15 protein-coding genes are annotated in these 14,439 nt (G+C 62.0%); 9 read left to right on the top strand and 6 right to left on the bottom strand.

Annotation, left to right across the window (positions count from 1 at the left end; genetic code table 11):
- The first annotated feature begins 87 nt into the window (after positions 1-87).
- Together rpmB and rpmG are read left to right on the top strand one after the other, a co-directional pair.
- On the top strand, positions 88-324 hold the full coding sequence (gene rpmB, locus OXH74_RS07505) for a 50S ribosomal protein L28 (RefSeq protein WP_039806568.1): 237 nt from the start codon (positions 88-90) through the stop codon (positions 322-324).
- Between the two features lie 10 nt (positions 325-334).
- Positions 335-490 (top strand): 50S ribosomal protein L33, encoded by a 156-nt coding sequence (gene rpmG / locus OXH74_RS07500; protein WP_215372284.1) that lies wholly within the window; start codon positions 335-337, stop codon positions 488-490.
- Positions 491-656: 166 nt separating this feature from the next.
- On the opposite strand, the gene OXH74_RS07495 is transcribed toward rpmG, so the two are convergent.
- Positions 657-1,022 carry a cupin domain-containing protein gene (locus OXH74_RS07495; RefSeq protein WP_215372282.1) on the bottom strand — a complete coding sequence of 122 codons (366 nt, stop codon included), beginning with the start codon at positions 1,020-1,022 and terminating at the stop codon, positions 657-659.
- Between the two features lie 14 nt (positions 1,023-1,036).
- On the bottom strand, positions 1,037-2,377 hold the full coding sequence (locus OXH74_RS07490) for an aspartate aminotransferase family protein (RefSeq protein WP_375740690.1): 1,341 nt from the start codon (positions 2,375-2,377) through the stop codon (positions 1,037-1,039).
- 230 nt (positions 2,378-2,607) lie between these two features.
- Here OXH74_RS07490 and OXH74_RS07485 point away from each other — a divergent pair, with 230 nt between their 5' ends.
- Both OXH74_RS07485 and OXH74_RS07480 read left to right on the top strand, forming a co-directional pair.
- Positions 2,608-4,101 carry an aldehyde dehydrogenase gene (locus OXH74_RS07485; RefSeq protein ID WP_215372278.1) on the top strand — a complete coding sequence of 498 codons (1,494 nt, stop codon included), beginning with the start codon at positions 2,608-2,610 and terminating at the stop codon, positions 4,099-4,101.
- 138 nt (positions 4,102-4,239) lie between these two features.
- Positions 4,240-5,391, top strand: coding sequence for an MFS transporter (locus tag OXH74_RS07480; RefSeq protein ID WP_215372276.1), 1,152 nt, complete (start codon positions 4,240-4,242; stop codon positions 5,389-5,391).
- Positions 5,392-5,438: 47 nt separating this feature from the next.
- On the opposite strand, the gene OXH74_RS07475 is transcribed toward OXH74_RS07480, so the two are convergent.
- Positions 5,439-6,761, bottom strand: a complete 1,323-nt coding sequence (locus OXH74_RS07475; RefSeq protein ID WP_375740689.1) for an NAD(P)/FAD-dependent oxidoreductase — start codon at positions 6,759-6,761, stop codon at positions 5,439-5,441.
- 99 nt (positions 6,762-6,860) lie between these two features.
- Positions 6,861-7,349, bottom strand: a complete 489-nt coding sequence (locus OXH74_RS07470; protein WP_016495366.1) for an Lrp/AsnC ligand binding domain-containing protein — start codon at positions 7,347-7,349, stop codon at positions 6,861-6,863.
- Positions 7,350-7,506: 157 nt separating this feature from the next.
- Between OXH74_RS07470 and dadA the strand changes: the two genes are divergently transcribed.
- From dadA to OXH74_RS07445, 5 genes are all read left to right on the top strand, one after another.
- Positions 7,507-8,805 (top strand): D-amino acid dehydrogenase, encoded by a 1,299-nt coding sequence (gene dadA, locus OXH74_RS07465; RefSeq protein ID WP_375740688.1) that lies wholly within the window; start codon positions 7,507-7,509, stop codon positions 8,803-8,805.
- Complete coding sequence (locus OXH74_RS07460) at positions 8,780-9,133, top strand: RidA family protein (RefSeq protein ID WP_375740687.1); 354 nt, start codon at positions 8,780-8,782, stop codon at positions 9,131-9,133. The genes dadA and OXH74_RS07460 overlap by 26 nt, the downstream gene beginning before the upstream one ends.
- A 59-nt stretch (positions 9,134-9,192) precedes the next feature.
- A complete protein-coding gene (gene alr, locus OXH74_RS07455; RefSeq protein ID WP_375740686.1) occupies positions 9,193-10,260 on the top strand; it encodes an alanine racemase in 1,068 nt (355 codons plus the stop codon).
- A 184-nt stretch (positions 10,261-10,444) separates the two neighbouring features.
- Entirely contained in the window at positions 10,445-10,993 is a 549-nt protein-coding gene (locus tag OXH74_RS07450; protein ID WP_375740685.1) for a cupin domain-containing protein, read from the top strand.
- A 130-nt stretch (positions 10,994-11,123) separates the two neighbouring features.
- The gene (locus OXH74_RS07445) at positions 11,124-11,546 is read left to right on the top strand and encodes a c-type cytochrome (protein ID WP_349814428.1); all 423 of its coding nucleotides are present in this window, start codon (positions 11,124-11,126) and stop codon (positions 11,544-11,546) included.
- Between the two features lie 81 nt (positions 11,547-11,627).
- Here OXH74_RS07445 and OXH74_RS07440 read toward each other — a convergent pair whose 3' ends face one another.
- Both OXH74_RS07440 and rep read right to left on the bottom strand, forming a co-directional pair.
- The gene (locus OXH74_RS07440; protein ID WP_375740684.1) at positions 11,628-12,200 is read right to left on the bottom strand and encodes a xanthine phosphoribosyltransferase; all 573 of its coding nucleotides are present in this window, start codon (positions 12,198-12,200) and stop codon (positions 11,628-11,630) included.
- Between the two features lie 57 nt (positions 12,201-12,257).
- Complete coding sequence (rep, locus tag OXH74_RS07435; protein WP_375740683.1) at positions 12,258-14,270, bottom strand: DNA helicase Rep; 2,013 nt, start codon at positions 14,268-14,270, stop codon at positions 12,258-12,260.
- Between the last annotated feature and the right edge of the window lie 169 nt (positions 14,271-14,439).

Genomic DNA, 14,439 nt, shown 5'->3' with positions numbered 1-14,439 from the left:
CGAGACGGGCGCTGAAGCGCCCACCCAAGTTAGAGTTCAAGCGGCCAACCCATGCCGGGTTGGGCATGTGGTTTAGAGGGCTGAGGCATGTCGAGAGTCTGTCAAGTAACCGGTAAGGGTCCGGTTACCGGGAACAATATTTCCCACGCTAACAACAAAACCCGTCGTCGTTTCCTGCCGAACCTGCAGCACCATCGCTTCTGGGTCGAGTCCGAGAAGCGCTTTGTGCGTCTGCGCGTTTCCGCCAAGGGCATGCGTATCATCGACAAGCGCGGTATCGACGTCGTGCTGAGCGAGCTGCGTGCTCGCGGCGAAAAGGTTTAAGGAGCTAATCATGCGTGAACTGATCCGTTTGGTGTCCAGCGCCGGTACCGGCCACTTCTACACCACCGACAAGAACAAGCGCACCACTCCCGAAAAGATCGAGATCAAGAAGTTCGATCCGGTTGTGCGTAAGCACGTGATCTACAAGGAAGCCAAGATCAAGTAATTGATCCGGCCCTTGTCGAAAAAGCCCGCCTATATGGCGGGCTTTTTCATGTGTGCGATTTCTCCCTTTGAATGAGGGCAGGAAAAGGCCGGATCCCGATCCGCGCCCATAAAAAAGCCCGCGAAGCGCGGGCTGAAGGGTGACAAGCATCAGGGGATGAGCGGGACTATTTGGCCGCCTGCTCGAACATCACGTAAACCTTGCGACAGGGCTCCAGCACCTCCCAGGTGCCGGAGAATCCGGCCGGGATCACGAAACGGTCGCCGACGCGCAAGGTCTTGGCATTGCCATCCTTGTCGCGGATGACCGACACGCCCTGCAGGATTTCGCAGTATTCATGCTCGGTGTAGTTCACCGTCCAGTGACCGACGGCACCTTCCCAGACACCGGCATTGAACTGCCCACAGGGGCTGGCGTAATGGTTGCGTACGCTCTGCTCGGGATCGCCCTTGAGGATTTTTTCGGCGGCGGGGCGGTAATGTTCGGGCGCGGTGGTGGCCTGGGCGAAGTCGACGATCTGTTGCACATTCATGGCAGCGTTCCTGTTCAAGAAGCTTTGTGGATAGCATCGCCAAGCGTGGCGATGAGCGTATCGATCTGGGCTTTCTCGACGATCAGTGGTGGCGACATGGCGATGGTGTCGCCGGTCACGCGGACCATCACGTTGTCCTGGAAGCACTGTTCGAAGACCTGGAAGCCGCGCTTGCCAGCACCTTCGGCGCTCGGTGCCAGTTGCAGGCCGCCGACCAGGCCGATGGCGCGAATGTCAATGACGTTGGGTAGGTCGCGAAGGCTGAGCAGCGCCTCCTGCCAGTAGCCTTCCAGTTCGATGGCCTGCTGGAACAGGCGATCGTTCTGGTAGATGTCCAGGGTGGCCAGGGCGGCGGCGCAGGCCACCGGATGGCCGGAATAGGTGTAGCCGTGGAAGAACTCGATGTTGCTTTCCGGGCCTTGCATGAAAGCCTGGTAGATCTGCTCGTCGACGAACACCGCGCCCATGGGGATGGCGCCGTTGGTCAGGCCCTTGGCACAGGTGATGATGTCCGGCGTGACGCCCCAGCGCTGGGCGGCGAAGGCTTCGCCAATGCGGCCAAAACCGGTGATCACTTCATCGAAGATCAACAGGATGCCATGCTTGCGGGTGATTTCGCGCAGGCGCTGCAGGTAGCCCACCGGCGGCAGGATCACGCCCGCGGAACCCGACATCGGCTCAACGATCACCGCAGCGATATTCTCGGCACCGTGCAACGTCACCAGGCGCTCCAGCTCGTCGGCCTTCTCGATGCCGAACTCCGGCAGCCCACGGCTGAAGGCGTTGCGCTGGATATCCAGTGTGTGCGGCAGATGATCCACGTTGGGCAGTAGTGTGCTGAAAGCCTTGCGGTTGTTGACCATCCCTCCGACTGAAATGCCGCCGAAGCCCACGCCGTGGTAGCCCAGCTCGCGACCGATCAGGCGAGTGCGGGTGCCCTGGCCGATGGCGCGCTGATAAGCCAGGGCGATCTTCAGGGCGGTATCTGCGGACTCGGAGCCGGAGTTGGTGAAGAAAACCTTGTTCAGGCCCTTTGGCGCGATCTCTGCCAGGCGTTCGGCCAACTCGAAAGGCAGCGGGTGGCCCATCTGGAAGGTCGGCGCGAAGTCGAGCTTGGCGATCTGCCGGCTCACTGCTTCGGTAATTTCGCGGCGGCCGTGGCCGGCATTGCAACACCAGAGACCAGCGGTGCCATCGAGCACCTTGCGCCCATCGGTGGCGGTGAAGTACATGCCCTCGGCGCTTTCCAGCAGGCGCGGCTTTGCCTTGAACTGGCGGTTGGCCGTGAATGGCATCCAGAAATCGTCGAGGCTGTTGGTTATTCTGCCCGGTTGAGGTGAGGTGTTGTTCGTCATTATGGCCACCAGAAAGGCGAGGTAAGGCTGTAGGGCTGATTCTGACGAAGTCTATGTTTAATAAAACGAACATGACAAGGGTGTTTGGCGGATTTTTGTCAAATATATTGAAAAGGCTGGGTCCTCTGGTTTAGGGTTGCGAACATGGCGATTCATAGGTCGACCTTGCAGAATTTTTGACAGTGCGTGCCTGAATCCAGCCGCGCTTCTACTAATAAGAGGAAAACTCCATGACCACCCTGACCCGAGCAGACTGGGAACAGCGCGCCAAGTCCGTACAGATCGAGACGCGCGCTTTCATCCACGGCGAGTACACCCACGCTGTTTCCGGCGACACCTTCGATTGCATCAGCCCGGTCGATGGCCGGCTGCTGGGCAAGGTGGCCAGTTGCGACCTGGCTGACGCTGAACTGGCGGTCAAGGACGCCCGCGCGACCTTCGAATCCGGCGTGTGGTCGCGCCTGGCGCCGGTCAAGCGCAAGGAAGTGATGATTCGCTTCGCCGATCTGATCGACGCCCACGGCGAAGAACTGGCCCTGCTGGAAACCCTGGATATGGGCAAGCCGATCAGCGACTCGCTGAGCGTCGACGTCAATGCCGCCTCCCGCGCGATTCGCTGGAATGGCGAAGCCATCGACAAGATCTACGACGAAGTCGCCGCCACCCCGCACAACGAGCTGGGCCTGGTGACTCGCGAGCCGGTCGGCGTGGTTGCCGCCATCGTGCCGTGGAACTTCCCGCTGCTGATGACCTGCTGGAAGCTCGGTCCGGCGCTGTCCACCGGTAACTCGGTGGTCCTCAAGCCGTCCGAGAAGTCTCCGCTGACCGCCATTCGACTGGCCCAGCTGGCCATCGAGGCCGGCATCCCGGCGGGCGTGCTCAACGTGCTGCCAGGCTTCGGCCACACCGTGGGCAAGGCCCTGGCCCTGCACATGGACGTCGATACCCTGGTGTTCACCGGTTCAACCAAGATCGCCAAGCAGCTGATGATCTACGCCGGCGAGTCCAACATGAAGCGCGTTTGGCTGGAAGCCGGCGGCAAGAGCCCGAACATCGTTTTCGCCGACGCGCCTGATCTCAAGGCGGCCGCCGAGGCTGCTGCTGGTGCCATCGCATTCAACCAGGGCGAAGTCTGCACTGCCGGTTCGCGACTCCTGGTGGAACGTTCGATCAAGGACCAGTTCGTGCCGATGGTGGTCGAAGCGATCAAGGCCTGGAAACCGGGCAACCCGCTGGACCCGGCGACCAACGTCGGTGCCTTGGTTGACACCACCCAGATGAACAACGTGCTGTCCTACATCCAGGCTGGCCATGACGATGGCGCCAAACTGGTGGCCGGCGGTCATCGCGTGCTGGAGGAAACCGGCGGTACCTACGTCGAGCCGACCATCTTCGACGGCGTGGACAATGCCATGCGCATCGCCAAGGAAGAGATCTTCGGACCAGTGCTCTCGGTCATCGCCTTTGACGACGTCGAAGAAGCGGTGCAGATCGCCAACGATACCGTCTACGGCCTGGCCGCTGCGGTGTGGACCAGCAACCTGTCCAAGGCTCACTTGGTCTCCAAGGCCCTGCGTGCCGGCAGCGTCTGGGTCAACCAGTACGATGGCGGCGACATGACCGCACCGTTCGGCGGCTTCAAGCAGTCCGGCAACGGCCGTGACAAGTCGCTACACGCCTTCGACAAGTACACTGAGCTGAAAGCTACCTGGATCAAGCTCTGAGCTAGGTAAGGTCCGTCCCTCTTCTGAGGGGCCGGCTCATCTGAGCCACGCCTGCGGCCGGGTTCCCTCAAGGGACCCGGCCGCAGGCGCTTGTATCACCCGTTAAATGCGTCCTTTACGGAATGGAGGTCGTTGGCAATGCGTTGGGGAACCTACTTCGCCGTGTGCGGCGCAGTCATCAGCATCGGACTCGCTCTCGGGGTGACCATGCCACTGGTCTCTCTGCGTCTCGAGAGTTGGGGCCACGGCACCTTCGCCATTGGCGTGATGGCGGCGACCCCGGCCGTCGGCGTGCTGCTCGGGGCCAGCCTCGCCGGGCGACTGGCCGCGCGTTTCGGCACGACCTCGCTGATGCAGATGTGCCTGCTGGTGGGGGCGCTCTCCGTGGCCCTGCTGGCGGTGGTACAGAGCTACCCGGTCTGGGTAGCGCTGCGCCTGTTGATCGGCGTGGCCCTGACGGTGGTATTCATCCTCGGCGAAAGCTGGATCAACCAGCTCGCGGTGGAAGAGTGGCGCGGTCGGCTGGTGGCGCTCTATGGCACGGGCTATGCGCTCAGCCAACTTTCTGGCCCGCTGCTGCTCAGCGCACTGGGCACGACCAACGACCTCGGTTTCTGGACTGGCACCGGCTTACTGATTGGCGGCTCGCTGCTGCTACTTGGCCGTGCCGGGGCGCCCAGTGTCGACGCCCATAGCGCATCCGGTCGCGGTCTGTGGGCCTTCTGTAGTCGCTTGCCGACCATCGCTTGGGCCGTGGTGCTGTTCGCTGCGTTCGAAGCGATGATGCTGACCCTGCTGCCGATCTATGGCTTGCGCCAGGGCTTCAACCAGGAAGTCGCTTTGCTCATGGCCAGTGTGGTGGTGGTGGGTGACGCCGCCCTGCAGTTGCCGATTGGCTGGTTGGCCGATCGCATGTCCCGCCGCACTCTGTTTCGGGCCTGTGGCCTGACCTTGCTGGTCAGCAGCTTGGCCATTCCGCTGTTGCTGCACACACCAGTGATCTGGCCGATCTGGGTGCTGTTCGGTGCCAGTGCTGGCGGTCTCTTCACCCTGGCACTGATCCTGATCGGCGAGCATTATCGCGATGATGAACTGGTCCGCGCCAACGCCCACGTCGCCCAGCTCTGGGGCATCGGTTGCCTGGTCGGGCCCTTGGCTACCGGGGCCGCGAGCCAGTGGATCAGCGGTCACGCACTGCCGCTGATGATGGCCTTGGGCGCGGCCGGCTTCGTCTGGCTGGCCTGGAACCGGGAGCTGTTCGAGGATGAAGCGGCAACTGCTGCTGACTGAGCTAAGCCAGGCTCTGCTTTCCTGCAGAGCCCGTCCACCCTACAGAATCAAACCACCCCAACGGCTTCCTTCAAGCGGTACCAGGCCATACCTAGCGCCAGCAATGGCGAGCGAAGGTAGCGGCCGCCGGGGAAGGTCATGTGCGGTACCTTGGCGAAGATGTCGAAGCCTTGGCTCTGTTGCCCGCTGATGGCTTCGGCCAGGAGCTTGCCGGCCAGGTGAGTAGCGTTCAGCCCATGGCCGGAGTAGGCCTGGGCGAAGTAGACGTTGGGCTGGTCCGCCAGTCGACCGATCTGAGGTAGGCGGTTGGCACCGATGCCAATCATCCCGCCCCACTGAAAGTCGACTCGCACGTGCTCCAACTGCGGGAACACCTTGAGCATCTTCGGCCGCATGTACGTTTCGATGTCGGCCGGGTCGCGCCCGGAGTAATGGCAGGCACCGCCGAACAGCAGGCGGCGGTCGGCGGACAGGCGGTAGTAATCCAGTGCGACGCGTTGGTCGCAAACCGCCATGTTCTGCGGCAGCAGCTCATGTGCGAGCTCCCTGGAGAGGGGCTCGGTGGCAATGACGTAGCTGCCGGCTGGCAGCACCTTGCCGCCCAGGGCCGGGTTGAGATTGTTCAGATAGGCGTTGCAGCCAAGCACCAGCGTTTTGGCGCGAACGTGGCCGTGCGCAGTGTGCACCTTCACTTCTGCGCCGTAGTCAATCCTCGTCACCGTCGAGTGCTCGAACAGTCGCACGCCCAGCGAGGCGGCCGCAGCCGCTTCACCGAGGGCCAGGTTGAGCGGATGCAGGTGCCCGGAGCCCATGTCTATCAGCCCGCCGACATAGCGGTCGGAGCCCACCACGCTACGCATCTCGCCGGGCTGCACCAGGCGCAGCTCATGGCGATAGCCCAGGCTTTCGAGCTCTGCTTTGTCCTCGGCGAAGCCTTCCAGGTCACGCGGGCGGTTAGCCAGATCGCAGTAGCCCCAGGTCAAGTCGCAGTCGATGGCGAATTGCTCGACCCGCTGACGGACGATCTCTACCGCCTCCAGGCCCATCAGCTTGAGGGCGCGGACGCCCTCGGCACCGATCACTGGCTCGAACTGCTCGACGCCATGGCCGACGCCGCGGATCAATTGTCCGCCGTTGCGCCCGCTGGCACCCCAGCCGATCTGCCGGGCTTCGAGCAGCGCCACTGAGAGGCCGCGCTGGGCTAACTCGATGGCAGTGTTCAGCCCGGAAAATCCGCCACCGACAATGCAAACATCAGCCAGCTCCTCACCTGCCAACGGCGGGTAGTCGATGCGCCGATTGGCGCTCGCAGCGTAATAGGAGGGGGCGTGCTGATCGGTGTGCACCGGGAGGCGAACGCGGGCGTTCATGTGCGAAATCCTGATTATTGTGTTGTTAAAATTAAACGCCCGGGCAGGATAAGTCGAACCCCTCGGCGCTGCCAAGGGGGTAGGTCGTCCAGGTTGCGCTCAATCCGGAATGGGCAGGTTGAGGGACTCCTTCACTTCTTCCATGACGATGTAGGACTTGGATTCACGCACGTGTGGCAGCTTCAGCAGGATGTCTCCGAGAAGCTTGCGATACGAGGCCATCTCGTTGATCCGGGCCTTCACCAGGTAGTCGAAATCGCCAGAGACCAGATGGCATTCGAGCACGTGTGGCAGCTTCAGCACGGCGCGGCGGAAGTCCTCGAAGGTGTCGCCGGACTTGTAGTCCAGGCTGATTTCGACGAACACCAGCAGGCTGGCCTTCAGGTGTTGCGGGTTAAGCCGCGCGTTGTAGCCAAGGATGATGCCTTCGCGCTCCAGGCGGCGAACGCGCTCGGTGCAGGGGGTGGTCGAGAGGCCGACGCGCTCACCTAGTTCGGTAAAGGAGATCCGGCCGTCTTCCTGCAGGATTCGTAAAATATTCCGGTCTATCTTGTCCAGTTCACGCCGGGATTGATGCTGTGTGCGCATGGTGGATGCCCCTCCGTTGAAGCGCATTTTGCCAAGAATTATCGCCAAATATAGCTATCTATATAGTGAATATCACTGGCCTTGTCTCCATATACTTCGCGCCATCAACGCTCAAAATAACAAACGCAGCGAATTCCTCGTTGCGCTGGAGGCAAACATGCGAGTGATGGTTCTTGGCAGTGGCGTGATCGGTACCGCGAGTGCCTATTACCTGGCCCGTTCCGGCTTTGAAGTGGTCGTCGTCGACCGTCAGGACGCCGTGGCCAAGGAAACCAGCTTCGCCAACGCCGGCCAGGTATCCCCCGGCTACGCTTCGCCCTGGGCCGCGCCCGGCGTTCCGCTGAAAGCCATTAAGTGGCTGCTGCAGAAGCACGCCCCGCTGGCTATCAAGGCTACTGGCGATATCGACCAGTACCTGTGGATGTCGCAGATGCTGCGCAATTGCACCGCTGCCCGTTACGCGGTGAACAAGGAGCGCATGGTGCGCCTGTCCGAGTACAGCCGCGATTGCCTCGACGAGCTGCGCGCTGAAACCGGCATCACCTACGAAGGCCGTACGCTCGGCACCACCCAACTGTTCCGCACCCAGGCCCAGGTTGACGCTGCTGCCAAGGACATCGCCGTGCTCGAACGTTCCGGCGTGCCCTACGAACTGCTCGACCGCGATGGTATTGCCCGCGTCGAACCGGCCCTGGCCAACGTCAAGCACAAGCTGGCCGGCGCCCTGCGCCTGCCCAATGACCAGACCGGCGACTGCCAGATGTTCACCACTCGCCTCGCCGAGATGGCAGTGCAACTGGGTGTTGAATTCCGCTTCGGCCAGAACATCCAGAGCCTGGATTTCGCCGGTGATCGCATCAATGGCGTGTGGATCGACGGCAAGCTGGAAACCGCCGACCGCTATGTGCTCGCCCTTGGCAGCTACAGCCCGCAGATGCTCAAACCTCTGGGTATCAAGGCACCGGTCTATCCGCTGAAAGGCTACTCGCTGACCGTACCGATCACCGATCCGGCCATGGCCCCGACCTCGACCATCCTGGACGAGACCTACAAGGTCGCCATCACCCGTTTCGACAACCGCATCCGCGTAGGCGGCATGGCCGAGATCGCAGGCTTCGACCTGTCGCTCAATCCGCGCCGCCGCGAGACCCTGGAAATGATCACCGCCGACCTCTATCCGCAGGGCGGCGAACTCGAGCAGGCCGAATTCTGGACCGGCCTGCGCCCGGCCACTCCGGACGGCACCCCAATCGTGGGCGCGACGCCGTTCCGCAACCTGTTCCTCAACACTGGACACGGTACCCTTGGCTGGACCATGGCCTGCGGCTCTGGCCGCCTGTTGGCCGACCTGATGGCGCGCAAGCGTCCGCAGATCAGCGCCGAAGGCCTGGACATCTTCCGCTATGGCAATTCCAAGGAGACCCCGAACAATGTCAATCCAGCGCCTGCGCACTGAAACCCGTTACAGCGAAATCGTCATCCACAACGGCACGGTCTATCTGGCCGGCCAGTTGGATGAGAACCACAGTGCGGGAGTCGGACAGCAGACTCGCGAGACCCTCGCCAGCATCGACCGCATGCTGGCCGAGGCTGGCACCGACAAGAGCCGCATCCTCTCGGTGACCATCTACCTCAAGGACATGGCGGCCGACTACGCCGCGATGAACGCGGTATGGGATGCCTGGGTGCCGGCCGGCCATGCGCCAGCCCGCGCCTGCGTCGAGGCGGCGATGTACTCGCCTGACGTACTGGTGGAAATGACGGTTATCGCCGCCCTGCCTTAACGAACTTGCTCAGCCCGGCGTTCGCGCCGGGTTTTTTCCGATAAGAGAAGAAGCTCGCCATGCGTCCCGCTCGTGCCCTGATCGATTTCGAAGCCCTTCGCCACAACTATCGTCTGGCCCGTGAAGTCAGCGGCGCCAAGGCGCTGGCCGTAGTCAAGGCAGATGCCTACGGCCATGGCGCGGTGCGCTGCGCCGAAGCGCTGGAGGGAGAGGCCAATGGATTCGCCGTGGCTTGTATCGAGGAGGCCCTGCAACTACGCGCGGCCGGCATCCGCAAACCGATCCTGCTGCTTGAGGGGTTCTTCGAGGCGGACGAACTCAGCCTGATCCAGGAGCATGATTTCTGGACCGTAGTGCACGCCAGTTGGCAGCTCGAGGCCATCGAGCGGGCCGAACTGCGCAAGCCGCTGACGGTCTGGCTCAAGCTGGACTCTGGGATGCACCGGGTCGGCCTGCACCCGGCCGAGTACCGCGACGCTTACCAACGCCTGCAGGCCAGCGGCAAGGTCGAGAGGATCGTGCTGATGAGCCACTTCGCCCGAGCCGACGAGCTCGATTGCGCCAGTAGCGAAGAGCAGGTCGCCGTCTTCGAGCGGGCCCGCGCCGACCTGTCGGCTGAAGTGAGCCTGCGCAACTCGCCGGCTGTGCTGGGCTGGCCGCAAGTCCCCAGCGATTGGGTGCGCCCGGGCATCATGCTGTACGGCGCCACGCCGTTCGAGCAGGCGCATCCGCTGGCCGAGCGCCTGAAGCCGGTCATGACGCTGGAGTCGAAGATCATCAGCGTACGCGAACTGCCGGCGGGCCAGCCGGTGGGTTACGGCGCGCGTTTCGTCACTGATCGTCCGACCCGTGTCGGCGTGGTCGCCATGGGTTACGCCGACGGCTACCCGCGCCACGCGCCGACCGGGACGCCGGTGGCCATCGGCGGGCAGTTCAGCCGCCTAATCGGCCGGGTGTCCATGGACATGCTCACCGTTGACCTGACCGACCTGCCGCAGGCGGGCCTGGGCAGCCGTGTCGAGCTGTGGGGCAAGCAGGTGCTGGCCAGCGAAGTGGCGGCACACGCCGGCACCATCCCGTACCAGATTTTCTGCAACCTGCGCCGGGTGCCGTTGGTTTACAGCTGAGCGGGTGATCAGGAAATCGATCATCGTTTCTGATCGTTTATCCAAGTGACTGCTTTTACGAAGATTTTCTTTGGAGCAGGGAAAGTTGGCGCAGTATTGACAACCGGAGTGTTGTAAATACTGAACGCTGTTGCCATGATACGGCGACCGTGACCACCCCTGATCCCCAAGGAGGATCCCGCCATTGGACGTTGGTGTTCGACTGCAAGCCATTCGCAAGCTGAAAGGCCTCTCCCAGCGTGAACTCGCCAAGCGGGCGGGCGTCACCAACAGCACGATTTCCATGATCGAGAAGAACAGTGTCAGCCCCTCCATCAGTTCGCTGAAGAAGGTGCTGGGCGGTATTCCGATGTCGTTGGTGGAATTCTTCTCGCTCGACCTGGAGCAGGACAATCAGGTCCAGGTCGTCTACCGGGCCTCCGAACTCACTGACATCTGTAGCGGCGCCATTACCATGAAACTGGTGGGCAAGGCCCATCCGAGCCGGGCCATCGCCTTCCTGGACGAAACCTACCCGCCAGGCTCCGATACCGGTGATGAGATGTATGCCCACGACGGCGAGGAAGCCGGCATGCTGGTGGAAGGGCGACTGGAGCTCACGGTGGGCAGCGATGTCTACGTGCTAGAGCCAGGCGATAGCTACTACTTCGAAAGCAGCAAACCGCATCGTTTTCGCAACCCGTACGATGTGCCTGCTCGACTGATCAGTGCCACCTCGCCAGCGAATTTCTGAAAAGCTCTCCCGTCACGCCTTGGCATTGAGCCCTGCAGGGTTATTTCAGCGTGACGGGCTTACCGTTATACTTGCGCCCGCCCGCGAAACCGTGGCCGCGGGCGTCTCTAGCCACGATGAGGGTGTAAGGGTGAACCTAATCAAGAAAATGCTGGCGGCCCATGCCGCCGTATTGGCCCTGTGGGCTGTCAGCGCTCAGGCCGCGACCGACGATGCCATCGCCGAACGCATCAAGCCGGTCGGTGAAGTCTGCGTGATGGGGCAAGAGTGCAAGGGCGTCGGTGCCGTGGCTGCTGCCGCTGGCGGCGGTGCTCGTACTCCGGACGACATCATTGCCAAACATTGTGGCGCTTGCCACACCGCTGGCGTGCTCGGCGCGCCGAAGATCGGCGACAAGGCAGCCTGGAAAGAGCGTGCTGACCACCAGGGCGGCCTTGATGGCATCCTGGCCAAGGCCATCACGGGAATCAATGCCATGCCGCCGAAAGGCACCTGTGCTGACTGCACCGATGATGAGCTGAAAGCCACCATCAAGAAGATGTCCGGTCTGTAATAGACCCGACAGCGACAAAAAAGCCGCCCAAGGGCGGTTTTTTTGTGCCTGCCGGCTGCGACCTGTTGTCGCGGCTGGTGCTTAGTCGACGAAACTGACCTGGCCGTCGGCAAGCGAACTGACCCGCGCCAGTGACTCGACCCGATAGCCTTCGCTTTCCAGCAGGCTGCGACCTTCCTGGAACGACTTCTCGATCACGATCCCCATCCCGGCGATGCTCGCCCCGGCCTGCTGGATCAGGTCGATGAGCGCCTTGGCCGCGTGGCCGTTGGCGAGGAAGTCATCGATCACCAGCACATGGTCGGCAGCGGTCAGATGCTTGGCGGAGATGGCGATAGTGCTTTCGCTCTGCTTGGTGAAGGAGAACACCTTGGAGATGTAAAGGTTGTCCTTCAGCGTCAGCGACTGGTATTTGCGAGCGAAGATCACCGGTACGCCCAGTTCCAGGCCTGCCATCACGGCCGGTGCAATGCCGGAGGCCTCGATGGTGACGATCTTGGTAATGCCCTGACCGCGGAAGCGCTCGGCGAATTCGTGGCCGACCTGCTGCATCAGCTGCGGGTCGATCTGGTGGTTGAGGAAGGCATCGACCTTCAATACCTGGTCGGAGAGGACAATGCCCTCGTCGCGAATCTTCTGTTTCAGCGCTTCCACGCCCGTACCCTCGTTCTAAGTTGGAGCCCGGTCTGTGCCGGGATTATTGGTGACTGATCAGGATTTCTTCAGCATTGCACGGATATCTGCCAATGCCGTGTTGCCACGTGCGGCCTTGACCTCGACTGGTGCGTCGTCCAGGCCTTCCCACTCGAGATCCTCTTGCGGGAGCTCCTCGAGGAAGCGACTTGGCGAGCAGTCGATGATCTCGCCGTATTGCTTGCGCTTGGCGGCGAAGGTCATCGCCAGGTTCTGCCGCGCGCGGGTGATGCCCACGTAGGCCAGGCGGCGTTCTTCTTCGATGGTGTCCGCTTCGATGCTGGAGCGGTGGGGCAGGATTTCCTCCTCCACGCCCATGATGAAGACGTAGGGGAACTCCAGACCCTTGGATGCGTGCAGAGTCATCATCTGCACGCCATCGGCGCCTTCCTCTTCTTCCTGCTGACGTTCGAGCATGTCGCGCAGCACCAGCTTGGCGATAGCCTCTTCGATGGTCATGCCGCCTTCTTCGTCGCGCTCCAGGGTGTTCTTCAGGGCGTCGATGAGGAACCAGACATTGCCCATGCGGAAATCCGCGACCTTGTCGCTGGAGGCGTTCTGGCGAATCCAGTTCTCGTAGTCGATGTCCATGACCATGCTGCGCAGGGCGGCGATGGGATCGTTCTGCGCGCACTGCTGGCGCACTCCGTCCATGAAACGCTTGAAGCGCTGCAGGCGTTCGCTGAAGCGGCTGTCGAGGTGTCCGGCAAGGCCCATCTCATCGCTGGCGGCGTACATCGAGATGCCGCGTTCGGTGGCGTAGTTACCGAGCTTTTCCAGGGTGGTGGAGCCGATCTCGCGGCGCGGCACGTTGATCACCCGTAGGAAGGCATTGTCGTCATCCGGGTTCACCAGCAAGCGAAAGTAGGACATCAGGTCCTTCACTTCCTGGCGCCCGAAAAAGCTGGTGCCGCCGGACAGGCGATAGGGAATCTGGTGGTGCTGCAGTTTGAGCTCCATCAGCTTGGCCTGGTAGTTGCCCCGGTAGAGGATGGCGAACTCGCTGTACGGGCGCTGGGTGCGTAAGTGCAGGGTGAGGATTTCCATGGCGATGCGCTCGGCCTCGGCGTCCTCGTTGCGGCAGCGGATCACCCGGATCGGATCGCCCACGCCCATTTCGCTCCACAGTTGTTTCTCGAACACGTGCGGATTGTTGGCGATGAGGATGTTCGCGCACTTGAGGATGCGGCTGGTGGAGCGGTAGTTCTGCTCCAGCATCACCACCTTCAGCGAGGGAAAGTCTTCCTTCAGCTGCATCAGGTTTTCCGGCCGCGCGCCACGCCAGGCGTAGATCGACTGGTCGTCATCGCCGACCACGGTGAACTGGGCACGGTGCTGCACCAGCAGCTTCACCAGCAGGTACTGGCTGGCGTTGGTGTCCTGGTATTCGTCCACCAGCATGTAGCGCACGCGATTCTGCCATTTCTCCAGGATGTCCGGGTTGTCCTGGAACAGCTTTACCGGTAGCAGGATCAGGTCGTCGAAGTCCACCGCGTTGTACGCCTTGAGCGTGCGCTGGTAGTGCAGGTAGACGATGGCGGCGGTCTGCTCCTTGGGGTTGCGTGCTTTGGCCAGGGCCTCTTCGGGCAGGATCAGGTCGTTCTTCCAGTTGCCGATGTAGCCCTTGATTTCGTCGACGCCATCATCCCCGGAATACTCCTTCTGCATGATGTCGCTGAGCAGCGCCTTGATGTCCGACTCATCGAAAATCGAAAAACCGGGCTTGTAGCCCAGTCGGGCGTGTTCCTTGCGGATAATGTTCAGCCCGAGGTTGTGGAAGGTGGAGACGGTCAGGCCCTTGCCTTCACCGCCGCGCAGCAGTGAGCTGACGCGCTCCTTCATCTCGCGTGCGGCCTTGTTGGTGAAGGTCACTGCGACGATGTACTGGGCGCGGATCCCGCACTGCTGGACCAGGTAGGCAATCTTGCGGGTGATCACGCTGGTCTTGCCGGAGCCAGCACCGGCGAGCACCAGAAGGGGACCACCGACATAGTTCACGGCTTCCTGCTGCCGAGGATTGAGTCGGGACATACTGGAATGGATCGAGGCGAATGGCCGCGCATTCTAGCAGGCCGGCGGTTTCTACCGAAGCGTATCCGGACGCTCTGTGATCCATCACCCTTTGCACGAGGGTTGTGCTTGGATATTTCCCCGCATCAAGTAGGATTGATCCGCCCCGGATAGCTTGAGCCAGACGGGG

The organism is Metapseudomonas boanensis, assembly GCF_042232855.1.
In the GTDB taxonomy this organism is placed as follows: domain Bacteria; phylum Pseudomonadota; class Gammaproteobacteria; order Pseudomonadales; family Pseudomonadaceae; genus Metapseudomonas; species Metapseudomonas boanensis.
This window is presented reverse-complemented; position numbering and strand designations above follow the sequence as displayed.